This window comes from Nitrincola tapanii (assembly GCF_008368715.1).
GTDB classification, from domain to species: domain Bacteria; phylum Pseudomonadota; class Gammaproteobacteria; order Pseudomonadales; family Balneatricaceae; genus Nitrincola; species Nitrincola tapanii.
Window position 1 is genome coordinate 18205 of sequence record NZ_SMRS01000011.1, and the last position, 24000, is coordinate 42204.

The window sequence follows — 24000 nt, forward strand, 5'->3', positions numbered from 1 at the left end:
TTTAAAAACCGCTAAAAAGCGATGAAAATGCGTCGCCTTTTTGGCCTCGATATCACGAATGAGGGGTACTGCATGAAACAGATGTTTAAACCTGCACTTTTGGCAAGTGGTGTTGCCCTGGCGTTAGGTGCGGCTTCGGTTCAGGCGAAGGAAGTTCGCGTTTATAACTGGTCGGACTATATCGCTGAAGATACCATTGCCAAGTTCGAGGCCGAGACCGGAATTAAAGTCATTTATGACGTGTACGACAGCAATGAAGTCTTGGAAAGTAAGCTCCTGTCAGGCCGCTCCGGTTACGACTTGGCGATGCCCTCCAATCATTATGTGACCAAGTATATTAAGGCCGAAGCGATCCAGAAGCTTGATCACGCGCAATTGCCGAACCGTGAGCTGCTCAATCCTGAGTTGATGGAGCAGTTGGAAGCGGTCGATCCTGGTAGCCAGTACTCCATGCCTTATCTCTGGGGTACGAATGGTTATGGCTATAACGTGGATCGTGTGAACGCCATTCTGGGTGAAGACGCGCCGACCGACTCTTGGGCGTTGCTGTTTGATCCTGAGATCACTGCTAAGCTGGCGGCAGGAGGCTGTGGTATTTCACTCATGGATTCCGGTGAAGAGATGTTGCCCGCAGCCTTGTCTTACTTGGGCATAGATCCGAAGAGCAATGATTCGGCGGATATCGCTAAAGCGGCGGAGGTCATCACGGCCGTGCAGCCGCACATCACCTATTTCCATTCATCGCGTTATATCTCCGATCTGGCGAATGGAGAGATTTGTGTTGCGGCGGGGTATTCCGGTGACATTCTGCAGGCCGCTGACCGTGCGGTGGAAGCAGATAATGGTATTGAAATCGCTTATGTGATTCCCAAAGAAGGTGCTGCACTTTGGTTTGATATGATGGTCATCCCCAAGGGTGCGCCTAACTATGACAACGCTCACACTCTAATGAACTTCCTGATGAAGCCGGAAATCATCGCTGATATCACGAACTACGTTTGGTACCCGAATGCAGTGGATGCGGCTGATGAGTTTGTTGATCCTGAAATCCTGGAAGATGAATCCATCTATCCGACAGATGAGATGATGGAGAAGCTGTTTGTTGCTAAAGAGCGTCCTCTGGATGTTCAGCGTGTGATTACGCGTACTTGGAACCGTGTAAAATCCGGTCGTTAAACGCCGCATTTTAGATGGATGAGTGACCGGGCAAAGTGATTTGCCCGGTCTGTTTTCGACCTGGATTTGGGAGAGCGTCTATGTCCGGCCCTGTGGGTGCATACAAAAAAGTAATGACAGGTGCGGATCAGGCGGAAGTGCTGCTGTCGATACAAGGTGTGAGCAAGTATTTTGATGATGTGCTTGCGGTGGATAACGTCAGCGTAGAGATACGCAAAGGCGAAATCTTTGCTCTACTCGGTGGCTCAGGCTCCGGTAAATCAACGCTTCTGCGTATGCTCGCGGGTTTCGAGAAACCAACCGAGGGTCGAATTATTCTGGATGGTAAGGATATTACCGATCTCCCTCCCTATGAGCGTCCTATCAATATGATGTTTCAGTCCTATGCGCTGTTTCCGCATATGACAGTGGAGCAAAATATAGCCTTTGGTTTGAAGCAAGATCGCATCCCGAAAGCGGAAATCCAACAGCGAGTCGCCGAGATGTTGCGGCTGGTAAAAATGGAAAAGTACGCCAAGCGCAAACCTGCTCAGTTGTCGGGTGGACAGCGCCAGCGTGTTGCACTCGCACGCTCTTTGGCCAAGCGTCCTAAGCTGCTGTTGCTGGATGAACCTATGGGGGCTTTGGATAAAAAACTGCGGACCGAAATGCAGTTGGAAGTCGTTGATATTCTTGAGAAAGTGGGTGTAACCTGTGTGTTGGTCACTCATGATCAGGAAGAAGCCATGACGATGGCTAGCCGCATAGCCATCATGTCAGAGGGCTGGATTGCCCAGGTGGGCTCTCCTGTGGATATCTATGAAAGCCCAAACAGTCGCATGATCGCTGAGTTCATCGGCTCGGTGAATATTTTTGAAGCGGCCATCGTTGAAGATGAAGCCGATAGCCTGACACTCGCGTGTGCCGATTTTGATACCCCGGTATTCATCGACCGCGGTGTGACCACACAAGCGGAAAGTATGCAGGCCCTAGTGGCGCTGCGTCCGGAAAAAACCTTGGTGGATTGGGAAAAGCCCGAGCAAACCCATAACTGGGCGGCGGGCACAGTGCATGACATCGCCTATCTGGGGGGAATGTCGGTGTACTATGTCAAACTGCCGAGCGGCAAGATTGTACAGGCGAGCATGACCAACACTGAGCGTCGTGGCGAAAGACCAACTTGGGATGATGCCGTCTACGTGCATTGGGATGCCTCCAGTCCAGTGGTGCTCTGGAACTAAACGCGAGGAGGTGGATATGTCGACTTGGATAAAGCTTCTGCGCGATAAACTGCCGCAGGGTCGCACGCTGGTATTTGGTATCCCTTTTTTCTGGTTGTTACTATTTTTTTTACTGCCGTTTGCCTTGGTCTTGAAGATCAGCTTCTCGGCCGCGATCATTGCCGTCCCCCCTTATCAGCCGGTATTCAGCTATGTAAATGATACCTTCAACATCATACTGAATTTTGGTAACTATCTGTTTTTATTCAGTGATAGCCTCTATGTGGCGGCGTATTGGGGCTCCATCAAAATCGCTTTTATCTCCACCCTAGTCTGTTTATTGATTGGATATCCTATGGCGTACGCCATGGCCAAAGCGCCGTTGCAACTACAGCTCGTGCTGTTATTGCTGATCATGCTGCCTTCTTGGACCTCTTTTTTGATCCGTGTGTATGCTTGGATGGGCATTCTCAGTAACCAAGGCTTACTCAATCAGTTTTTGCTCTGGCTGGGTGTGATTAAAGAGCCTTTGCGCTTGATGAACACCAATTTTGCGGTGGTATTGGGGATTGTTTATGCCTATCTGCCGTTTATGATCCTGCCCTTGTATGCCAATTTGGTAAAGCTGGATCGCACGCTGTTGGAAGCGGCTTCGGATCTGGGTTCGCGCCAGATCAATACCTTCTGGACGGTGACCTTGCCACTGTCGAAAGGCGGCATTATTGCGGGCTCTATGTTGGTGTTTATTCCGGCCGTGGGTGAGTTTGTGATCCCTGAGTTGCTCGGTGGGCCTGATACACTGATGATCGGTAAGGTGCTTTGGGAGGAGTTCTTTAATAACCGTGATTGGCCGGTCGCTTCGGCCCTCGCCATCATCATGCTGGCGCTGTTGATTATTCCGATTACGCTATTCCACCGTTATCAAGCAAAGGAGCTGGAAAAAAATGGCTAGGTTTAAGGTCAGCTTTTCAACTCTGATGCTGATACTGGGGTTGTTGTTTCTCTATATCCCCATGGCGATCCTGATTTTTTACTCCTTTAACGCTTCGCGCCTAGTCACCGTTTGGGCAGGATTCTCGACCCATTGGTATGTTGAACTTTTCCGTGATCAGCAGCTGTTATCCGCGGTGTGGATGAGTCTACGTATCGCTTTTTATTCGGCAACGATGGCGGTGTGTATCGGTACTTTGGCAGCCTTTGTGATGACACGCTTCCGACGTTTCCGGGGGCGTACGGTACTGTCCAGTATGATCACCGCGCCTTTGGTGATGCCTGAGGTGATCACCGGTTTGTCGCTCTTGCTGCTGTTTGTTCACATGGCGCAGATTATTGGCTGGCCAGCGGATCGTGGCATGATGACCATCTGGATTGCCCATACCACCTTCTGTAGCGCGTATGTTGCAGTGGTGGTGTCAACCCGCTTACGCGAAGTGGATCTGTCGATTGAAGAGGCGGCGATGGATTTGGGAGCAACCCCGTTTAAAACCTTCTTTTTGATCACGATTCCAGTGATCACTCCTGCGCTGATTTCTGGCTGGTTGTTGGCCTTTACCCTATCTTTGGATGATTTGGTGATTGCCAGCTTTGTGTCGGGGCCGGGCGCAACGACCCTGCCGATGGTGGTGTTTTCATCTGTGCGGTTGGGCGTTTCACCAAAGATAAACGCCCTCGCCACTTTGATTATTTTAGCGGTTTCACTGATCGCGTTTATAGCTTGGTATCTGATGCGCCGCGCGGAGGAGAAGCGGCGCCAGATGATCCAAGAATAATAAGCTTAGTCTGAGGTGCCGACTGCGGCAGAGGGTGGGACATAACCCTCTGCTTTGTCATACTCTTCACCGGCAAAAAACTTTTCCATTTCCTGCTGTAAATAACGCCGATTTTCCGCATCCATCATGTTGAGATGTTTTTCGTTGATCAACATGGTTTGGTGGGCTGTCCACTCTTCCCAAGCTTTTTTCGAGATGCTGTCAAAAATCTTCTGCCCCATCGGGCCGGGATAGGGTGGGCGTGCTAAGCCTTCGAGCTCCTGTTGATATTTGCGACAGAATACGTTGCGTGTCATGCCATGACTCCGTTAACTGACTGAAGGTGAATGAGCAGTTTTTTGACTGGTGCGGGCAGACCTATGTCTGGCGCTTGTGAGTGCACGTTATACCAGAGGCTGGGACGCTCTTCCATGATCCTTGTGTCAGGGTCTGCTGGATGAGGGATGAGCCAGGGTGTCATCTCGAGATGATAGTGGCTAAAACTGTGGGCAATGGGTGCCAAGGCTTGGGCTTTAAGTCGAGTGGGAGGCGCCATCTCCTCTTCGGGTAGACTCCAAAGCCCGCCCCAGATACCGCTGGGTGGGCGCTGTTGTAAGAGTATTTCACCGGCTGAGTTTTGCCAGAGCCAAAGATGGAGATGGCGTGTCGGACGCTCCTTCTTGGGACGTGGCACGGGCAAATGCTGAGCCAGTCCTTGCTTGAAGGCCGCACAGCCCGCTTGTAAAGGACAGAGTAAGCACGCCGGACGGCTCCGCTTACAGAGTGTGGCGCCCAAATCCATAATGGCTTGTGTGTAATCCCCAACGCGCGTGTGGGGTGTCAGGCGTTCGGCTTTTGTCCACAGAGCCTGTTCTGTTTGGCGCTCACCTGTCCAACTTTGGATGGCGTAAAAGCGTGCTAATACACGCTTGACGTTACCATCAAGAATGGGAGCACGTTGGCCACAGGCGATGGAAAGGATAGCCCCTGCTGTGGAGCGGCCAATTCCTGGCAGCGCTTGCATCGCGTCCAGTGTTTGTGGAAATTGTCCCTGATAATCGTGATGAATCATCTGCGCGGTTTTATGCAGATTACGTGCACGGGCGTAGTAACCTAGGCCGGTCCAGAGATGTAAGACTTCATCAAGATCGGCTGCAGCTAAAACCTGTATATTAGGAAAACGTTCGACAAAACGCTGGAAATAAGGAATCACGCTGCTGACTTGTGTTTGCTGCAGCATGATCTCAGAGATCCAGGTGAAATAAGGAGATTTATCTGCCTGCCAGGGTAGATCATGGCGCCCGTGCTGATCAAACCATTGCAGCAAACGGGCGCTGAACTCTTGTTCTGAAAACACTTAACGAATTAAACCTCTGATTAGATTGCGTGTACCTTCATCACTACGGATACGCTCCTGTAGTTGCTCTTCGATCTTACCGCCGAGTTTTTCCTCTACCTTACGTTGAACTTCCTGACGGAGCAGGCGAGAAAATACGCTGGTATCCGGTCGGCACATCTGTGCAGGTGGGGTATCAAAGTGTCCTTGGCACAGAATGGGTAGCTCTAAACCTTCCAAGCGGTTGTTGACTGAGCAAGACTGCTTGAATAGGTTTTCAACGATGGTAAAACCTAAACGCAGATCGATTTGAGTTTGTGGTAGATCGATCTGCCCTCTGCCTGTAAGGCTCATAGCATCCAGATCCGCTTGCAGATCTTCCGTACGGATGACGCCTTGGCGAATGATAAAGCTTCCCCCCATCGCCGCAAATGGAGTCGAGCGATCCACCTGGGTAGGATTGATACCTAGGGCTAGAGTGGTTTGTATACCCTGGCAAAGCGTCTGCGCCATATCTATGCCTTTCAGAACACCATCGGTGATTCGGACTTGGGCGCGACCATTTAAGCTGTGAATCAAAGCATGCACCGAGTTGCCTTGGGCTTGAATCTGGGTGTCTAAAGTCAAATTGCCGGTGAAGAGATCACTCTCGGCAAAACGTGTCAGAACGGGGCCTAAGGCAAGATTGCGTACCTGACCCTGGATATTCCATTGCGGTTGGGCAGAACGCAGATCCAGTTTTAACGTTTTTTGTAGCTGACCTGAGTAGGCCTGAGCTTGCAAACGTGAAACCTCAATTAAGCCCTCGGCGGCCTGTACACTCAGGCCGAATTTCTCTAAGTTTTCCCCTTGCAGTTGTAACTGCTCGAGATCGAGTTGCAGTTGCAAGTTAAGGCCTTGCAAGCTCTCGATCGGGAAGAGCTCCTGCTTCGACCAGCGTACCTCGGCAGGGATGGGGCCGGTCGCGCCGCCGGCTGCACTTTGCGCCGGTGCCGGTGAGGCATCTGGTGGGGGGAGATAAGCATCGGCATTAAGGCGATCACCGGCCAGTTGCAGATGGAGTCCCCCCTGTTTGAGGCCGAACGCACCTTGAAAACGAGTGTCATCGAGCAATAGAGTCAGTGCTTGCAGTTCAGGATTTTGCAGATCACCTGCCAGAGTGCCTTGCCAAGATACGGCGCTGAGGGCTTGCGCCGAGGCAGTGGTCGGACTTTCTTGCCCAACTTGGCTTAAAAGCGTTTTAAGATTAAAGGGTTCAGCGCGCAGCTCGCCTTGCAGTTTCTGCTGCGTCCATGAATCGAGTGCCAACTGACCCGACAGAGCAAGGTTGGCTAAATTCAGTTTCAGATTGTCCAGTTGCAACTGGGGTGTCTGGGGTTGCAGCTTAAGATCTGCCGCTAGGCGCAGGGGGATCGGACTCGGCCCAGTCTCGGGTGTGACTAGGTCTAGGTTTAATTTGTTTTGTGTCAGCGTCAGAAGCAGAGGGCTCAGACTGATTTTGACCTCGGTTGTCCAATCCATTGCCAGGCTGAGCAGAGGTTGTTCCTGCTCAAACAGATCTAGGGCCGTTTGTAGCTGTAAACGGAAGCTGTCTTCAGGACGAATACGGCCTGTCTCTAGGTTAAACCCGGTTAAGCGCGCGCTTTGTCCACTGAGTGCATCTTGGTAGAGGATCTGCGCATTACGGATCATGACCGCTTCGATATCCAGTTCATTTAACACGCCCCCCAAAGCTTCACTCAAATTACGTGCCTGTCCTGAGTCTGATCTGTCGGAGGTGCGAGTGGTTTCGCTCGCTGCTGTCTGGCTCCAGTTATTTTGGCCGGTTTTCGTTTGTTGCAGTGTAAGGGTGAGATCCTGTAGTACTAGGCTGCGCATCTCGAGTTGTTTACGCAGCAGGGCGGGAAGTTTTACGGAGACTTCTGCAGCCCCTATTTGCACAAGACTGGGTTGATCAGGATAGGCCAATGCGATGTCTGCAACCGAGACACCAAGCCAGGGGAAAAACGACCAGCCCAGCTCGCCTTGGATCTTGAGTTCCAGCCCTGCTTTCTCCAAAGCCAGTTTTTCGATCTGGGGTTTGTAGTCGTTGGGATCTATGACGCGGGTGATATAAAAACCCACGGCGAGAAGCAGTAGCAAAAGGCCTGAAAAAAAGATCGCAAAGAGCTTGAGCAGGTTTTTCATGGTAAATGTCCTTGTCTAGAGCCAAAGTCCAGCTAAAGTCTCTGATCAGTATAGCCTTGCGAGAGACACAGCAATCAACAGATTCAATCAGACTCAACTGAGTCTGAACTGCCGTTACGTCGGAGATCACTGTATAATAGCACCTCGATAAAATTGATTGTGGAGAAAACTATGGCGCAGCGTCAGGCCCAGGTGACACGAAACACACTGGAAACTCAGATTACGGTGGCCGTGAATCTGGATGGCACAGGTCAGCTGGAAAGTGATACAGGTGTTCCCTTCTTAGATCACATGCTGGATCAGATAGCGCGTCATGGATTGATCGATCTGGAAGTCCATGCCGTCGGTGATCTACATATCGATGATCATCACACGGTTGAAGATATCGGCATTACGCTTGGTCAGGCCTTTAAACAGGCGGTGGGTGATAAAAAGGGTATCCGCCGTTACGGTCATGCCTATGTGCCGCTCGATGAGGCCTTGTCACGGGTCGTGATCGACTTTTCAGGTCGTCCAGGTCTGGATATGCAGGTCGAGTTCACGCGTGGACGCATTGGCAGTTTTGATGTGGATCTGTTTAGTGAGTTCTTCCACGGTTTTGTCAATCACGCTCAGGTCACGCTGCATATCGACAACCTGAAAGGCAAAAATAGCCACCATCAGGCCGAAACGATTTTTAAAGCCTTTGGACGTGCATTGCGTATGGCGCTGGAACTGGACCCACGTGCTGAAGGCATTATGCCCTCCACCAAAGGATGCCTGTAAGCATGGCCAGTGTAGCGGTTATCGATTATGGCATGGGTAACCTGCATTCGGTTGCCAAAGCCCTGGAACATGTCAGCCCAGAAACTGAAGTCTGGGTCACGGCCGATCCTGAACAAGTGCGTGCCGCTGACCGTGTGCTTTTACCCGGTGTCGGTGCCATCCGTGATTGTATGGCTGAAATCCGCCGCTTAGGAGTCGATGCCGAAGTGGCGGAAGCCATCGCGTCAGGTAAACCCTTCCTCGGTATCTGTGTCGGTTTTCAGGCATTAATGGATTTCTCGGAAGAGAACGGAGGCGTGGATTGCTTAGGGGCTTTCCCGGGACGTGTGTGTTTCTTTGGCGATGATTTGCGTGATCCGCACACCCAGCAAACGCTCAAGGTTCCCCATATGGGTTGGAACTGTGTTCAGCAGACGCTGGATCATCCGCTGTGGCAAGGGATTGAACAGAATAGCCGCTTCTATTTTGTGCACAGCTACTATGTACAGTTACAGAATGCGAACCAGGTCGCGGCACGTTGTGAGTACGGTGTCGGTTTTGATGTCGCGCTGGCGCAGGATAATGTCTTTGCTGTGCAGTTCCATCCCGAGAAGAGCCAGAAAGCCGGCTTACAACTTTTACAGAATTTCTTGCACTGGGATGGTCGTCCCTGACCTGCAAACAGTCATCACGAATTGGAAAACACCATGCTGATTATTCCCGCAATAGATTTAAAAGATGGTCAATGTGTACGCTTGCGCCAAGGGCGGATGGATGATTCCACGATCTTTTCTGATCATCCCGTTGAAATGGCGGCTAAATGGGTGGAAGCCGGTTGCCGCCGTTTGCATCTGGTTGACTTGAACGGCGCTTTTGCGGGCACTCCCGTGAATGGTGAAATTGTCAAAGCCATAGCCGAAGCCTTCCCCAAATTGCCGATTCAGATAGGGGGGGGGATCCGCACGGCACAGACGATCGAAGCCTATCTTAAAGCCGGTGTTGAGTATGTGATTATTGGTACTAAAGCGGTGAAAGAGCCTGCATTTGTGACGGAGATGTGTCGTGCCTTCCCCGGCCATATTATTGTCGGCCTCGATGCTCAGGACGGTTTTGTGGCGACGGATGGTTGGGCAGAAGTATCGGAAGTCAAAGCGACTGAGTTGGCTAAGCGTTTCCGCGATGATGGTGTCTCCTCCATTGTTTATACCGACATCAGCCGTGATGGCATGATGCAGGGTGTCAATGTTGAAGCGACGGTGGCGCTAGCACAGGATTCGGGTTTGCCCGTGATCGCGTCCGGTGGTGTGACCGATATCGAAGATATCCGTCGTCTTGCGGCCGTAGCGGATCAGGGCATTCTGGGTGCGATTACCGGTCGTGCGATTTATGAAGGCACCCTAAATGTGGCTGAGGCTCAGGCACTTAGCGATCAGCTGTGTCAGGCGTAAGGTTGGATTATGGGCTTAGCTAAACGCATTATCCCTTGTTTGGATGTCGAAAACGGCCGTGTCGTTAAGGGCGTGAAGTTTCTGGATATCCGTGATGCCGGTGATCCGGTTGAAATTGCACGCCGCTACGAGCAGCAGGGTGCGGATGAAATCACCTTTTTGGATATTACGGCCAGCCACGAAGGACGTGAAACGACAGTCCACACCGTCGAGCGTATGGCATCTGAGGTTTTTATCCCGCTTACGGTGGGCGGGGGGATTCGTGCCTGTGAAGATATCCGTCGGATGTTGAATGCGGGCGCGGATAAGGTGTCGATTAACACAGCGGCCGTCTTCAACCCTGATTTTGTTAAAGAAGCGGCAGAGCGTTTTGGTTCTCAGTGCATTGTTGTTGCAATAGATGCAAAAAAAGTCTCTGGCCCTGATGAACCCGAGCGTTGGGAAATCTTTACCCATGGCGGTCGTAAACCGACGGGTTTGGATGCCGTGGACTGGGCGCGGAAGATGGTCAGCTACGGTGCTGGTGAGATACTGCTCACGTCTATGGATCAAGATGGGATGAAATCAGGTTTTGATCTTGGGGTAACACGCGCGATTAGTGAAGCCGTGCACGTCCCTGTCATCGCATCTGGGGGGGTTGGAACCCTGGATCATCTGGTTGAGGGAGTGTTATTGGGTAAAGCGGATGCTGTCTTAGCTGCCTCCATCTTCCATTTTAATGAGTACACCATTCCTGAAGCCAAAGCTTATATGGCAGCACGTGGTATAGAGATGCGTCTCTAAACCCTTAGGCTTCATCAAGGAGGAGAGCAGATGATAAAAATAATATTAAGTCTGTTGCTTGGGCTGAGTGTGTCGTGGAATGTGGCCCTCGCACAGCCTTTGCGTATTGCGACGGAAGGTGCTTACCCTCCTTTTAGTTACTGGAATGATCAAGGTCAGCTCGCCGGATTTGATATCGAGATCGCTCAGGTCTTATGCCAGGCGATGCAGCGTGAATGTCAGATTCAAGCGGTGGAGTGGTCGCATATCATCGAAGGGCTGGAGCAGGACCAGTATGATCTGGTGATTGCCAGCATGGCCAAAACACCCGAGCGAGAGCGTCGGGTCGATTTCACTGACTACTACTATCGCTCTCATTCCATCTTTGTAGGTGATCCTTCACGCTTTCAGGAGGTCAGCGCCGAAGCCTTGCAGGGCGTGCGGATTGCGACCGGACGTGACACGATTATGTCGGATTATCTGCAAGCGACCTATCCACTCAGTGAGCTGCATCTCACGGAGGATTTCGAAAAGGCACTGGATCTGTTGGTTAAAGGTGAGGTGGATCTGGTTTTATCCGATACGATCAATATACTGGACTTCTTACAAAGCGATGCCGGTGCCCGCTTTGATTATTTAGGTGATCCATTAATTTCGGATCTTTTGCATGCTAAAGCGCATATTGCGGTGCGCAAAGGACAAGATCAATTACGGGATGCGGTGAATGCTGCGATACTGCAGATTCGCTTAGACGGCACCTATGATCTGATCAATCGGCATTATTTCCCTTTTAGTATTTATTAGATTTTCATATCGATGAGTCGGTGGCTGATTCGCAGGAGATAAAGTTGTCGTCCAAGAGTAGACGCTTTCAGGTTCACCTCGCGACCAGCTTATTTGGTGTTCTGGCTCTGGTCGTTTTTCTTTTTATTATCGCGTTGCTGGTTTCTGTCCCGCTCTTGCAGGGCATTTCCGACAAATCGGAAGTGACCCGTAAACAGCTGCTACCGGAGCTGGTCAGCGCGCAACGTAATGCTTTAAAGACAGAAAAAATCTACGCCTATTTACAGGCGATCTATCGTGCACAAAACGCCTTAGATGAGCGTAATCTGCGTTTAGAAGCGCAGGTCCTGACGCAGAGTTTTGCGTTTGAATCGGATCAAGTCCTGTTAGAAGAAACCACCGCGCTTTTGGCTTCGATGCGTGAAATGATCCGCCTACGCCAAGAGCAGCGTCAGCTTAAACACTTAAGTGAAAACCTGTTTCCTGAGCCTCTAAGCCGCGCTGAGTTGGCCACCCAGTTGCTCTTTAGTCAGTTGCAGGCCTATCCCATCAGTGAGGTGCGTTCTGAGCGCCTACATCAGTTATTTAGCACCGAGCTGCGTCAATCGAGTCCTCTATGGCCAGAGATTTCAGACTATGTGCAGCAAATCGCCGCCTTGAACGATCAAGTGGATCAGATTTATCGCGAGGCGTTACAGCGCCAGGAACAGTTAGCCAGTTATCTGAGCTCAGATGCGGCACTGAAAACGCAAGAGTTAGCCCTAGAGATACGCAATGACGTCGAGCGCCTGGGTCGTTATATCGTGTATTTCATTCTGATTGCTGCCTGTGTTGCGGGTGTCCTCTTGCTGGTATTTCGTCATGCGGTGCAGTTTCCCATTGAGACGCTGGTGCGCGGTTTAAAAGCCATTCGACCAGACAGTCCAGTGGGTGTTGAACTACAACCCGTTTTCTTTAAAGAGTTGGACACCATTCGCCATGCCATTGAAGATTATTCTCAGATGACACGCGATCTACACCAACTCAATGCACAACTGCATGCGTTATCACAACAGGATGGTTTGACGGGGTTGGCCAATCGCCGTTGTTTTGATACCACCCTGGCTGAGGAGTTTCATCGTGCTTTGCGCCATGGGCAGACCTTGTCACTCTTGCTCATTGATATAGATCACTTCAAACAACTGAATGATACCTATGGACATCTGATCGGTGATCTCTGCTTGAAACGTTTAGCCGAGGTCTTACAGCACTATACACAGCGCGCCGGTGAGTTAGCCGCCCGTTTCGGAGGCGAGGAATTTACTCTCATCTTGCCACAGATGGGTTTGCAGCAGGTGTTAGAGATGGCAGAGCGTATTCGACTCGAGGTGAGTGAGTTGAACTTTGATGAGGTGAATCGTGCCTATCCGGATTTGCCGCCTTTAGAGATGCAGGTCAGCATAGGTGTGGCTCACTATCTACCTGGTGATCATCTGGATCAAGAAAGCTTTTTTATTCAGGCCGATAAGGCTCTATACCGCGCGAAAGCCGAAGGGCGTAACCGGGTGTGTGAAGGGGTTTGAACTCGAGTGCTTAAAGTCGCTGGGAGAGGCGTATAGCCGCGACTCCCAGCGAGATTGCGCTAAGGCTTAGGCCTTGTGGTAGATTTCAGCACCGGTGGCGCGGAACTCTTCCGATTTTTCCTGCATACCCTGCTGCATTGCTTCGATTTGATCAGCATCCAGTGCACGAACTTCCTGAGAAATCTTCATCGAGCAGAATTTAGGACCACACATAGAGCAGAAATGAGCGACCTTAGCCGATTCTTTCGGTAGGGTTTCATCATGGAAAGCGCGTGCGGTATCGGGATCTAAACCGATATTAAATTGATCTTCCCAGCGGAACTCAAAGCGCGCTTTAGACATGGCGTTATCGCGGATCTGTGCACCGGGATGACCTTTGGCCAGATCAGCCGCATGCGCGGCAATCTTGTAGGTAATAATACCCGTTTTCACATCATCTCTGTTCGGCAGGCCTAAATGCTCTTTAGGGGTGACATAACACAGCATGGCACAGCCATACCAGCCGATCATCGCCGCACCAATTCCGGAGGTGATGTGATCATAACCGGGTGCAATATCTGTAGTCAGTGGGCCGAGTGTATAGAAAGGCGCTTCATCACAGTATTCAAGCTGTTTATCCATATTCTCTTTAATCATGTGCATAGGCACATGGCCAGGACCTTCAATCATCACCTGAACATCGTGCTTCCAGGCAATTTTAGTCAGTTCACCCAGGGTTTCTAATTCAGCAAACTGAGCTTCATCGTTGGCGTCATAGACAGAGCCTGGACGCAGACCATCACCGAGGGAGAAGGAAACGTCATAGGCTTTACAGATCTCACAGATCTCTTCGAAATGGGTATAGAGGAAGTTCTCTTGGTGGTGTGCTAAGCACCACTTCGCCATAATCGAACCGCCACGCGAAACGATACCGGTCATACGCTTTGCCGTCATCGGCACATAACGCAGCAACACACCGGCATGAATGGTGAAATAATCGACGCCCTGCTCTGCTTGTTCGATCAAGGTGTCACGGAAAACCTCCCAGTTGAGATCTTCTGCGACGCCGTTTACCTTCTCTAGTGCCTGATAAATCGGCACGGTGCCGATGGGTACGGGTGAGTTGCGCAGAATCCACTCGCGTGTTTCATGGATGTTTTTGCCGGTAGATAGATCCATGATGGTGTCGGCACCCCAACGAGTGCCCCAGGTCATCTTCTCAACTTCTTCTTCAATCGAAGAGGTTAGCGCCGAGTTACCGATATTGCCGTTAATTTTCACCAGGAAATTACGGCCAATAATCATTGGCTCGAGTTCAGGATGGTTGATGTTGCAAGGAATGATGGCGCGACCGGCCGCGACTTCGCTGCGTACAAATTCAGGTGTGATCTCTTCGGGTAAACGTGCACCAAAGCTATGGCCTGGGTGCTGTTGGTTAATCACATTGCCCTGAGCTTGCTCTTTAGCCATGCGCATGTTTTCACGGATCGCGATGAACTCCATTTCCGGAGTGATAATGCCTTGGCGTGCATAGTACAACTGTGTGACATTCTTGCCGGCCTTGGCGCGACGCGGTTTACGTTGCAGCTGGAATCTTAATTCGTCTAGACGTAAATCGGCTTCACGCAAACGGCCATATTCTGAGCTGAGTTGATCCAGGACTTCGGTATCGCCACGTGCATCGATCCAGCTCTGGCGTAATGCAGGTAAGCCTTTACGTATATCAATATTCACTTCGGGGTCGGTATAAGGGCCTGAGGTGTCATACACATAAAGTGGCGCATTTTTCTCACTGCCAAAGGCCGTGGGAGTGTCGGCCAGTGTAATCTCACGCATCGGCACACGAATATCCGGCTGTGAGCCTTGGATATAGACCTTGCGCGAGTTTGGAAAGGGTTGAACGGAATCCTGCTCAAGGCGAGCACGTTCACTAAGTGCTGAGTGTTTAGAGTTCATGGATGAAGATCCTGTTTAACAGAGAGTGGCGGAGTTTGGGGAGTTTGGGTCAATTTTGGCCAACTGGCATAAAAGTGATGCACGGGACCATGGCCTTGACCGATAGACAGTTGATCTGCTGCTGCAATAGCTTGGCTGATGTAGTCTTTAGCGGCAGCAACAGCATCGGGCAGTGCCCAGCCTTTGGCTAAGCCGGCGGCGATGGCGGAAGCGAGAGTGCATCCTGTGCCATGAGTATTGCCGGTGGTGAAACGAGGTGAAGTCAGTTCGTAGGTTTGGCCTTGCCAGCGTAGAAGGTCATAACAGATGTCGGATGAATCGAGATGGCCACCTTTTAATAACACCCCTTCGGCACCCAATTGGCTGAGGCTGTCTAAAAGACGGTACATATCACTTAAGGATTCAGGATGCGGCTGCTGGCAGAGTCTAGCGGCTTCCGGCAAGTTAGGTGTAATCAGGGTGGCGCGAGGGATGAGCGCTTCACGCAGCGCGGTGATCGCATCGGCTTGTAACAGGCTATCGCCACTCTTGGCGATCATGACGGGGTCCACGACCCAAGGAATCGTGTTGGCTTGCGGACTCAGCGCATCGACGACGGTATAAATGAGTTCAGCCGTGCCGAGCATACCCGTTTTAATCGCGGTCACCGCTAAATCATCCAGCACTGTGGCGATTTGTATCTTTAGAAAATCCAGAGGTGGATAGTGGATCGCACGTACTTCACGGGTGTTCTGTGCGGTCAGTGCGGTGATGACGGACGCGCCATACACACCTAAGGCAGAAAAGGTTTTTAGATCGGCTTGAATGCCCGCTCCACCACCTGAGTCAGAACCTGCCAGGGTTAAAGCGATGGGCGTTGCAGGTTTAGCGGCTGACATTAAAAGACTCTCCTGATAAAGACACACCGGGTAAAAAGTGACTGGCGGGTGCCTCGATACAGAGAGGTATGTAAGTGTGCATACACATCTATCTCGATTTCCTACGCCGGTATCAACCGGATCAGGTTCAGCGGGTATTATCTCAGCCCAACAGGGCACCCCGACCAAGATCAATCTCTCTAGTCTACGCTGAGAGTTGTCTAGGGATCAACCAACTGCGTTGGCTTTGGCGGCGCAATTCGCAATAATGCATGGATTATTTTGATGGCTCATTATTTCTGGAGAGGTTATGCAGTATCGCATCATCCCGGTTACCCCTTTTCAGCAGAACTGCACCCTTTTCTGGTGCGAAAGAACCCGCCAGGCCTTAGTCATCGATCCCGGTGGTGATGCCGATAAGATCGCTGCGGTACTTGAGGCGGAAGGCCTCACACCGGCCTATATTCTGCTGACACATGGCCATTTAGATCACGTCGGTGCTGCGGGCGTGTTGGCGAGCCGTTGGCAGGTACCGATTTGGGGGCCGCATAAAGACGATGCTTTTTGGATCGATGGACTCAGCGAGCAAAGTCGTATGTTTGGTTTTCCTCAGGTTCAGGCATTCCAGCCGGATCGTTGGTTGGAGGAAGGTGAGCAAATTCAGTGTGGTGATCTGGTGTTAGAGATACTGCATTGCCCTGGACATACGCCCGGTCATCTTGTTTTCTATCATGCCGACTCTAAGTTAGCGCAGGTGGGAGATGTGTTGTTTAATGGTTCGATTGGCCGGACCGATTTTCCACGCGGGGATCATGCCGCCCTGATTCACTCTATTCGAAAAAAACTCTTCCCTTTAGGTGATGAAGTCTCCTTCATTCCTGGCCATGGGCCGATGTCGACCTTTGGCCAGGAAAAGCGTAGTAATCCCTTTGTCTCCGACCGCCGTGGTTGATTGAGCGCGGTTGAGAAAAGGGTGTCAGCGGTGGAGCTGTAGGGCGATCCTGAGTAGCTCAGGGTCTAAACCCTTGCGATAGCGTAAAAGGTTGTCGAGAGGAATATCAGTGACTTCGCCCTGCTGCACACCCACTAAGATATCGCTGTAACCGGCTAACAAATACTCCACAGAAACGGCGCCTAAGCAGGATGCCAGGACACGGTCATGACCACTGGGAATACCCCCGCGCTGAATATGCCCAAGGATACAGACATGAGGGGATTGGCCGTGTTGTTTGAGTTGTTCCGCCAAGCGATAGGTCAGCCCCGCTTCGTTGCCTTCAGCGACCACAATAATGCCACTTGAGCCTTGCCCTGAATTGCGATTCAGTGCTAACTGCTCGGAGAGTGCGGCGATATCCACAGGATGCTCGGGTACGATAATCATTTCGGCACCTGCGGCAATACCCACATGGGTCGCCAGAAAGCCTGAGTTACGCCCCATGACTTCAACTAAAAAATGACGCTCATGTGAATCGGCAGTGTCACGGATTTTATCGATAGCATCTAAGGCAGTGTTGACGGCGGTATCAAAACCTATGGTGTCATCCGTTCCAAAAATGTCATTGTCGATAGTACCGGGTAGGCCTATGACGGGAATTCCAGTTTCAGCTTCAAATAGATGTGCTCCGCTTAAGGAGCCATCCCCTCCGATGACGAATAAGGCTTCAATGCCACGTTCTGCCAATTGTTCAGCGGCTTTCTGGCGAAACTCTGCCTGACGAAACTCCAGACTGCGAGCACTTTTTAACAGTGTCCCACCTCGTTGGACTATATTAGAAACGGAGGCGGAGGTGAGCAGCTCAAGATCATTCTGAATTAACCCGGCAAACCCTCGTTGTACCCCATAGACCTGAATACCACGATTGAGGGCACTGCGCACGATGCCACGAATGGCGGGGTTCATGCCGGGCGAATCACCACCGCTGGTCAGTACGGCAATGGCACGGATATCGCGAATCGGTTCTAGTTTCGGCAGGCTGTACATGTAAGTCTCCTGAGACAGACGAACTTGCTGATAAGCGTATGTTGTCACTATAGCAAGCCTCTATGAATAGGGTATAACAATAATAAAAACAGGAGGATGGACTGTGCATCTACGACATCCCGCAGAGCGTGCCAGCCGTCTCATCTATCAAGCTTTCGGTGCTTATCGTGCTGATTTTCGGCATTTAACGCTCAGTGCGGCGGATCTTTTTGAGACGGCGGATTGGCGCGAGTTACAAAAACTCAGTGCCCAGCGCATTGATCTCTATGATGCTTATATTCATCAGGCGAATCAGTCTTTGCAGCAGAGACTGACCGAAGAGGTTTTGAGTCAAACACAATTTTGGCAGCTGACGGCTGAGCGTTATCAGGTGCGCATTGAGTCACGGATGGATCGTGAGTTGGCGGCGACTTTTTTTAATTCTGTTCTTTGGCGGCAAAAAGATCGGTTATCGGGCTCGGTCAATGCATCGGCACTGGATCTTTCATTCAGTTCAGGCCGCCTGGTTGCGCCTCAGGCATATTGTCGAACCTATACAACAGAAGAGGGATTGGTGAAATTACTCCAGCGCCTATTCCGCGACTTCAGTTTTGCTATTCCTTGGGAAAATGCGCGGCGTGATCTGCGCAATATCATTCGTTATCTGCGCACACACCTGCCGGAGGATGGTCAATTAGCTCAGGTTGATGTCATCAGATCTGTGTTTTATCGTAATAAAGCGGCGTATTTGGTCGGACGTATTTCCAGTCGGTATTGGCACAAGCCTTTTGTGTTGGCCGTACTGAATAATGATGCGGGAGCGGTTTATGTTGATACCTTGGTCACAGACGAAGATGATGTTTCGGTGATTTTTAGTTTCACCCGCTCTTATTTCCTTGTTGATGTCCCCGTTCCTTCTGCTTTTATCGACTTCCTGCACAGCTTAATCCCGATGAAATCTACGGCAGAACTTTATACCTCTCTTGGCTTTTATAAGCAGGGGAAAGCCGAGTTTTATCGTGACTTTAGCGCCCATTTAATGGCTGCAGAGGATTTGCTGCAGCAGGCACCGGGTGTGCCGGGTATGGTGATGATGGTGTTCACCCTGCCCTCTTTTCCTGTGGTGTTTAAGGTGATCAAGGATCGTTTTTCGTCCTCGAAAAAAATTACGGCCGCGCGAGTCAATCAATGTTATCAGCTGGTGAAGCGCCATGACCGTGTCGGGCGTATGGCTGATACCTTTGAGTTTCGTGAGCTGTCTCTGCCGCAAGAGAAATTTGAACCGGAGTTTTTGCAGCAACTTCTGGCCTTGGCATCACGCACAGTGACCTTGCAGGGTGACAAGGTGCTCTTCTCCCAGGTCTGGGCTGAAAGGCGCATGACTCCCTTGAACCTCTATCTTGAACAGGCGATGGCGCGCAATGATGAGGGCGCGATTTTTCATGCCATCAATGAATATGGTAAAGCGATACGTCAGTTAGCGGTGGCTAATATTTTTGCAGGAGATATGTTGTTTAAGAATTTTGGGATCACCCGGCACGGGCGCGTGGTGTTTTATGATTATGATGAGATTCAATATCTTACGGACTGCAACTTTCGTGAAATTCCCGAACCCCTCTACCCGGAGCAGGAGTTGGCCGGTGAGCCTTGGTATGACATAGGCCCGAACGATGTTTTTCCCGAAGAGTTCACCTTGCTAACCGCATGTGATACACGGATTCGACGCATCTTTAATCAACAACATGGGGATTTATTAGAGGCTCACACCTGGCGGGAAATGCAGGAGCAAGTGCGCCGAGGCGAGGTCGTTGATGTCTTTCCTTACCGGCAGCATCAGCGTTTTTTACGCTAAGTCGGCGGTAAAGTTTTGGTGGCTGGGATAAAAAGGTCTAGTCTTAAGAACAAGCCAGTTAGGCCAACTCGCATTTGGCGCTAACGAGGATCTTCGCGATTCTAGACAGGTTAATCAACCTTAAGAGGGTTTTAGGATGCAAATGAAAAAGGTGTTGTTATCCGCCGTGACGGCGGCAGGATTAGGGCTCAGTACACTGCTCACACCGGCCGTGGCCAGTGCTGAAACCTTCATCAAAATCGGCACGGGGGGGGTAACCGGTGTTTATTATCCAACAGGCGGTGCCATCTGTCGCTTAGTGAATCGTGACCGTGCTCGCCATGGTATTCGCTGCTCAGTCGAAGCCACGGGTGGTTCGGTTTACAACCTCAATACACTGCGTGCCGGTGAGTTAGACATGGCTGTTGCTCAGTCTGACTGGCAGTATCACGCTTATCATGGCACGTCTGCTGAGTTTGAAAATCAAGGACCGAATCCTGATCTGCGAGCGGTCTTCTCATTACATCCAGAACCGTTTACCGTTTTGGCGCGAGCGGACGCCAATATCCGCAATTTTGATGATCTAAAAGGTAAACGGGTGAATGTGGGCAATCCTGGCTCCGGGCAGAGGGGCACGATTGAAGTCTTGATGAATGCGAAAGGCTGGACGATGCGTGACTTCTCCCTCGCTTCAGAGCTTGGCGCCGTTGAACAGGCCAGTGCCCTGTGTGATAACCGTATCGATGCGATGGTTTATGTCGTAGGGCATCCCAGTGGAGCGATACAGGAAGCAACCACCACCTGTGATAGCCGTTTAGTGAACGTTAATGATGACACGGTGAAAGCCTTGGTGGAGGAGTATAGCTATTACCGTATGGTTGACCTACCAGGTGGAATGTATCGTGGAAATGATCAGGGTGCTGAAACCTTTGGTGTTGCGGCGACCTTTGTATCTTCCACGGCGGTTCCAGAAGAGGTGATCTACGAGCTGGTGAAAGCGGTGTTTGATAACTTTGAAACTTTCCAGCGTTTACATCCAGCTTTCCAGGCCTTGACAAAAGAGTCTATGGTCAAAGAAGCCTTGAGTGCGCCTTTGCATCCAGGTGCTGAACGTTATTACCGCGAAACGGGTTTGTTGTAACAATAAGAGGCCTGGGTCTAAAAGAGGCCTGAGTCTAATGCCCAGGCCGCAACGATTGATCTTGCAGGTGTTGAGTAACCCCTGCATCTGCGGCGCGAGTAAAGGAGCGAAGGTGAATCAAAACCCATCCAACCGATCCTCCGCTGAAGAGGAGATTCAAGCGCTGCTAGCACAGTCCGACAGTGGGTCCCGCAATCCAGCGGGGTTAACTGGACGCTTTTTGTGGTTAGTTGCTCTGAGTTGGGCTTTGTTTCAGCTTTGGTATGCTTCGCCCCTGCCCTTCGTTTTTAATTTTGGGGTATTTAATGATACCCAGGCGCGTGCGATTCATTTATCTTTTGCGCTGTTTTTAGCCTTTACCGCCTACCCGGCTTTTCGGCGCTCTCCCCGACTTTATATTCCTTGGCATGATTGGATTTTTGCCCTGCTTGGTGCCCTGAGTGCCGCTTATCTGTTAATTTTTGAATCTGAACTGGCACGTCGTTCCGGTGCACCCACGCAGATGGATTTGATCGCCGCCGTTACCGGCATGCTCTTACTCTTGGAAGCGACGCGTCGAGCGCTCGGTCCTCCTCTGATGATTGTTGCTCTGGTTTTCCTTGTGTATACCTTTGGCGGCCCTTATATGCCGGATGTGATCGCGCATGCAGGGGCCAGCCTGAATAAAACCATGTCACATCAATGGCTAACCAGTGGTGGTGTCTTTGGGATTGCCTTAGGTGTATCCACCAGTTTTGTTTTTCTCTTTGTGCTCTTTGGTGCGCTTTTGGAAAAGGCGGGAGCTGGCAACTATTTCACCAAGGTTTCTTTTTCCCTTTTAGGCCACATGCGCGGTGGACCGGCGAAAGCCGCAGTGGTCTCATCAGGATTGAGTGGCCTGATTTCCGGTTCATCCATCGCCAATGTTGTCACCACAGGCACGTTTACCATTCCGTTAATGAAGCGTGTGGGTTTCCCTGCGCATAAAGCCGGTGCGGTCGAGGTGGCGTCCTCAACGAATGGTCAGCTGACACCGCCGATCATGGGTGCAGCAGCATTTTTGATGGTGGAATATGTCGGCATTCCTTATATAGAAGTGATACAGCATGCCATCTTACCGGCCCTTATCTCTTATATAGCGCTCATTTATATCGTACATCTAGAGGCGCTCAAGGCGGGAATGCAGGGCCTGCCACGCCGACATACACCTACGCTTGCCCAGGCTTTGCTTTCATGGGCAAGTATCTTGATTGGCTTTAGCCTTTTCTCATTAGCGGTCTACTATCTATTCGGCTGGACTAAAGAGGTGCTTGGTCAGGGTTCATACTGGTTGATGAGTCTATTGGTGGCCTTGGGTTATCTGCTCCTCGTGCGCCATGCTGCCACTTACCCTGATTTGAAAATGGATGATCCCAACTCACCTGTTGTTGAGTTGCCCGAAGTAGCCCCTACGGTGAAGTCAGGACTCTACTATCTGCTGCCTGTATTCGTATTGGTCTGGTGTCTAACTGTCGAACGCTTTAGTCCAGGACTATCCGCCTTTTGGGCTTCGGCGTTCATGATTGGCATTGTTTTAACGCATAAGCCTTTAAAGGCTTTTTTTCGTCAATCAGCAACGCTCACGAGCGCCTCGCGCGAAGGTGTCACCGATCTTTTCGAAGGATTAGTGACGGGTGCACGCAATATGATTGGAATAGGGGTGGCGACCGCAGCAGCAGGGATTGTCGTTGGGACTGTGACCTTGACAGGTGTCGGGCTGGTGATGACAGAGTTCGTGGAATTTCTGTCCGGTGGCAATATCATGTTGATGCTGATTTTTACCGCGGCTATCAGCTTAATTCTGGGTATGGGCTTGCCCACCACCGCTAATTATATTGTGGTATCAACACTCATGGCGCCTGTCATTGTGACGATCGGCGCACAAAACGGCTTGATCGTGCCTTTGGTCGCCGTTCATCTCTTTGTCTTTTACTTTGGTATTTTGGCGGATGATACGCCACCGGTGGGGCTTGCCGCGTTTGCCGCCGCGGCTATTGCGCGCTCGGATCCGATACGTACCGGTGTGCAGGGTTTTGCCTATGATATACGTACAGCGGTGCTGCCCTTTATGTTTATCTTCAATACAGAGCTTCTATTGATCGGCATCGAAAGTTGGATGCATCTGTTCATCACGGTTGTATCGGCTACCCTCGCGATCTTGATTTTTGCAGCCGCAACACAAGGCTATTGGTTGGTGAAGTTGCGTGGATACGAGATAGGCGTTTTGTTAGTGATTGCTTTTTCCTTGTTCCGCCCTGGGTTTTGGTGGGATCAAATCTATCCACCGGATGAGCATCTGCCGTCAAATCAGATTGAGCGGCTGGCTGCAACAGAAACGGATGCGCTGCGCTTATGGGTAGAGGGCGAAACTCTAGATGGAACTCAGGTGCGTAAATTGGTTGTCTTGCCTTTGGCACCAGGACATGATGGCGCGCAGCGTTTAGCCGATGCGGGTTTGATGCTGAGCGAATTAGATGATCGTATGCGTGTGGATATGGTGGGTTTTGGTAGTGCTGCACAAAGGGCGGGTTTGGACTTTGATTGGGAAATAACGGAGATTCTGGTTGAGCTGGATAGGCCAGCTAAACACTGGGTATTTATTCCAGCGTTATTATTACTTCTGATGATGTATCTGCTGCAAAGATCACGTGCACGAGTCTTAAGCAAAGCGTGATAAGGAATTGACATGTTTAAAAAAATACTTTTACCCATCGATATGCAAGATAAAGAAACGGCTGTGAAAGCGCTCAATTTCGCCGCAGAGTATCTAACGCAACCGGACGCTGAATTACACCTACTGACGGTTTTACCAGGATACAGCATGCCGGTTGTTGCCAGTTATTTTCCAAAAAACGCGATCGACAGTGCGTTGCAAGTACTCAAAGAGGAGCTTACCCTGGTTGTAAATGAAACTTTGCCGAACCTTGTGAGCTATCAAGTTCATGTTGCAGAGGGTGCCGCACACAAAGAAATTATCAAAGCCGCTAAAAAATATGAAGTGGATCTCATTATGATGCCAAGTCATAACTACTCGCGTATGGAAAATATCTTGATTGGATCCGTTACCTCACGAGTAGTTGAGCGCGCTAAATGCTCCGTATTGGTTATTCGTTAACCAGTTGAAAACAAAAACCTATTATTATTAATTTTTTCAAAAAAAGCTGTTGACAGGGCGCCGTCCTGATGTAGAATACGCACCTCGCTTGAGACGACACCTCGCTGAGGAAGTTGGCCGAGCCGCTCTTTAACAATCGATCAGGTAATGCGTGTGGGCGCTTGTTGAGATTGAGCATACAGCTTAATCAGGACAAGC

21 protein-coding genes and 1 riboswitch are annotated in these 24000 nt (G+C 50.7%); of the genes, 15 read left to right on the plus strand and 6 right to left on the minus strand.

Features of this window, described 5'->3' with window-relative positions; genetic code table 11:
• Positions 1-72: 72 nt before the first annotated feature.
• From E1H14_RS12475 to E1H14_RS12490, 4 genes are all read left to right on the plus strand, one after another.
• Positions 73-1176 (plus strand): polyamine ABC transporter substrate-binding protein, encoded by a 1104-nt coding sequence (locus E1H14_RS12475; protein WP_149391814.1) that lies wholly within the window; start codon positions 73-75, stop codon positions 1174-1176.
• 80 nt (positions 1177-1256) lie between these two features.
• Complete coding sequence (gene potA, locus E1H14_RS12480) at positions 1257-2396, plus strand: polyamine ABC transporter ATP-binding protein (protein WP_200834107.1); 1140 nt, start codon at positions 1257-1259, stop codon at positions 2394-2396.
• A 16-nt stretch (positions 2397-2412) separates the two neighbouring features.
• Positions 2413-3327, plus strand: a complete 915-nt coding sequence (locus E1H14_RS12485; protein ID WP_200834108.1) for an ABC transporter permease subunit — start codon at positions 2413-2415, stop codon at positions 3325-3327.
• Positions 3320-4144 (plus strand): ABC transporter permease subunit, encoded by an 825-nt coding sequence (locus tag E1H14_RS12490; protein WP_149391815.1) that lies wholly within the window; start codon positions 3320-3322, stop codon positions 4142-4144. The genes E1H14_RS12485 and E1H14_RS12490 overlap by 8 nt, the downstream gene beginning before the upstream one ends.
• A 5-nt stretch (positions 4145-4149) precedes the next feature.
• Here E1H14_RS12490 and E1H14_RS12495 read toward each other — a convergent pair whose 3' ends face one another.
• From E1H14_RS12495 to E1H14_RS12505, 3 genes are read right to left on the minus strand one after another with little or no spacing between them, the layout of a single operon-like run.
• Entirely contained in the window at positions 4150-4440 is a 291-nt protein-coding gene (locus tag E1H14_RS12495) for an oxidative damage protection protein (RefSeq protein WP_149391816.1), read from the minus strand.
• Complete coding sequence (gene mutY, locus E1H14_RS12500) at positions 4437-5480, minus strand: A/G-specific adenine glycosylase (RefSeq protein ID WP_149391817.1); 1044 nt, start codon at positions 5478-5480, stop codon at positions 4437-4439. Before mutY ends, E1H14_RS12495 begins: the two co-directional genes overlap by 4 nt.
• Positions 5481-7646 carry an AsmA family protein gene (locus E1H14_RS12505; protein WP_149391818.1) on the minus strand — a complete coding sequence of 722 codons (2166 nt, stop codon included), beginning with the start codon at positions 7644-7646 and terminating at the stop codon, positions 5481-5483.
• A gap of 171 nt (positions 7647-7817) precedes the next feature.
• On the opposite strand from E1H14_RS12505, the gene hisB reads away from it, so the two are divergent.
• Genes hisB through E1H14_RS12535 form a run of 6 tightly spaced genes read left to right on the plus strand, consistent with a single transcriptional unit; the run spans position 7818 to position 12945 of the window.
• Positions 7818-8411, plus strand: a complete 594-nt coding sequence (hisB, locus tag E1H14_RS12510) for an imidazoleglycerol-phosphate dehydratase HisB (protein WP_149391819.1) — start codon at positions 7818-7820, stop codon at positions 8409-8411.
• 2 nt (positions 8412-8413) lie between these two features.
• A complete protein-coding gene (hisH, locus tag E1H14_RS12515; protein ID WP_149391820.1) occupies positions 8414-9064 on the plus strand; it encodes an imidazole glycerol phosphate synthase subunit HisH in 651 nt (216 codons plus the stop codon).
• A 33-nt stretch (positions 9065-9097) separates the two neighbouring features.
• A complete protein-coding gene (gene hisA, locus E1H14_RS12520) occupies positions 9098-9838 on the plus strand; it encodes a 1-(5-phosphoribosyl)-5-[(5-phosphoribosylamino)methylideneamino]imidazole-4-carboxamide isomerase (RefSeq protein WP_149391821.1) in 741 nt (246 codons plus the stop codon).
• Between the two features lie 9 nt (positions 9839-9847).
• Positions 9848-10621 carry an imidazole glycerol phosphate synthase subunit HisF gene (hisF, locus tag E1H14_RS12525; protein ID WP_149391822.1) on the plus strand — a complete coding sequence of 258 codons (774 nt, stop codon included), beginning with the start codon at positions 9848-9850 and terminating at the stop codon, positions 10619-10621.
• A 30-nt stretch (positions 10622-10651) separates the two neighbouring features.
• Positions 10652-11404, plus strand: a complete 753-nt coding sequence (locus E1H14_RS12530) for a transporter substrate-binding domain-containing protein (protein WP_149391823.1) — start codon at positions 10652-10654, stop codon at positions 11402-11404.
• A 44-nt stretch (positions 11405-11448) separates the two neighbouring features.
• Positions 11449-12945 (plus strand): GGDEF domain-containing protein, encoded by a 1497-nt coding sequence (locus E1H14_RS12535; RefSeq protein ID WP_149391824.1) that lies wholly within the window; start codon positions 11449-11451, stop codon positions 12943-12945.
• Positions 12946-13011: 66 nt separating this feature from the next.
• Here E1H14_RS12535 and thiC read toward each other — a convergent pair whose 3' ends face one another.
• Both thiC and thiD read right to left on the minus strand, forming a co-directional pair.
• Complete coding sequence (gene thiC / locus E1H14_RS12540) at positions 13012-14880, minus strand: phosphomethylpyrimidine synthase ThiC (protein WP_149391825.1); 1869 nt, start codon at positions 14878-14880, stop codon at positions 13012-13014.
• Positions 14877-15758 carry a bifunctional hydroxymethylpyrimidine kinase/phosphomethylpyrimidine kinase gene (gene thiD / locus E1H14_RS12545; RefSeq protein WP_149391826.1) on the minus strand — a complete coding sequence of 294 codons (882 nt, stop codon included), beginning with the start codon at positions 15756-15758 and terminating at the stop codon, positions 14877-14879. The genes thiC and thiD overlap by 4 nt, the downstream gene beginning before the upstream one ends.
• A gap of 81 nt (positions 15759-15839) precedes the next feature.
• A riboswitch (TPP riboswitch) is annotated at positions 15840-15931 on the minus strand.
• 116 nt (positions 15932-16047) lie between these two features.
• Here thiD and E1H14_RS12550 point away from each other — a divergent pair.
• Positions 16048-16689, plus strand: coding sequence for an MBL fold metallo-hydrolase (locus E1H14_RS12550; RefSeq protein WP_149391827.1), 642 nt, complete (start codon positions 16048-16050; stop codon positions 16687-16689).
• Positions 16690-16713: 24 nt separating this feature from the next.
• On the opposite strand, the gene pfkA is transcribed toward E1H14_RS12550, so the two are convergent.
• Positions 16714-17718: a 6-phosphofructokinase gene (pfkA, locus tag E1H14_RS12555; protein WP_235017460.1), complete on the minus strand. Its 1005-nt coding sequence runs from the start codon at positions 17716-17718 to the stop codon at positions 16714-16716.
• A gap of 103 nt (positions 17719-17821) precedes the next feature.
• Between pfkA and aceK the strand changes: the two genes are divergently transcribed.
• The 4 genes from aceK to E1H14_RS12575 all read left to right on the plus strand — a co-directional run bounded on the left by aceK (position 17822) and on the right by E1H14_RS12575 (position 23802).
• Entirely contained in the window at positions 17822-19549 is a 1728-nt protein-coding gene (gene aceK, locus E1H14_RS12560; RefSeq protein WP_149391828.1) for a bifunctional isocitrate dehydrogenase kinase/phosphatase, read from the plus strand.
• 136 nt (positions 19550-19685) lie between these two features.
• Entirely contained in the window at positions 19686-20669 is a 984-nt protein-coding gene (locus E1H14_RS12565) for a TAXI family TRAP transporter solute-binding subunit (RefSeq protein WP_200834109.1), read from the plus strand.
• 112 nt (positions 20670-20781) lie between these two features.
• Entirely contained in the window at positions 20782-23361 is a 2580-nt protein-coding gene (locus tag E1H14_RS12570) for a TRAP transporter permease (RefSeq protein ID WP_235017461.1), read from the plus strand.
• 12 nt (positions 23362-23373) lie between these two features.
• Positions 23374-23802, plus strand: coding sequence for a universal stress protein (locus E1H14_RS12575; protein WP_149391830.1), 429 nt, complete (start codon positions 23374-23376; stop codon positions 23800-23802).
• The last annotated feature ends 198 nt before the right edge of the window (positions 23803-24000 follow it).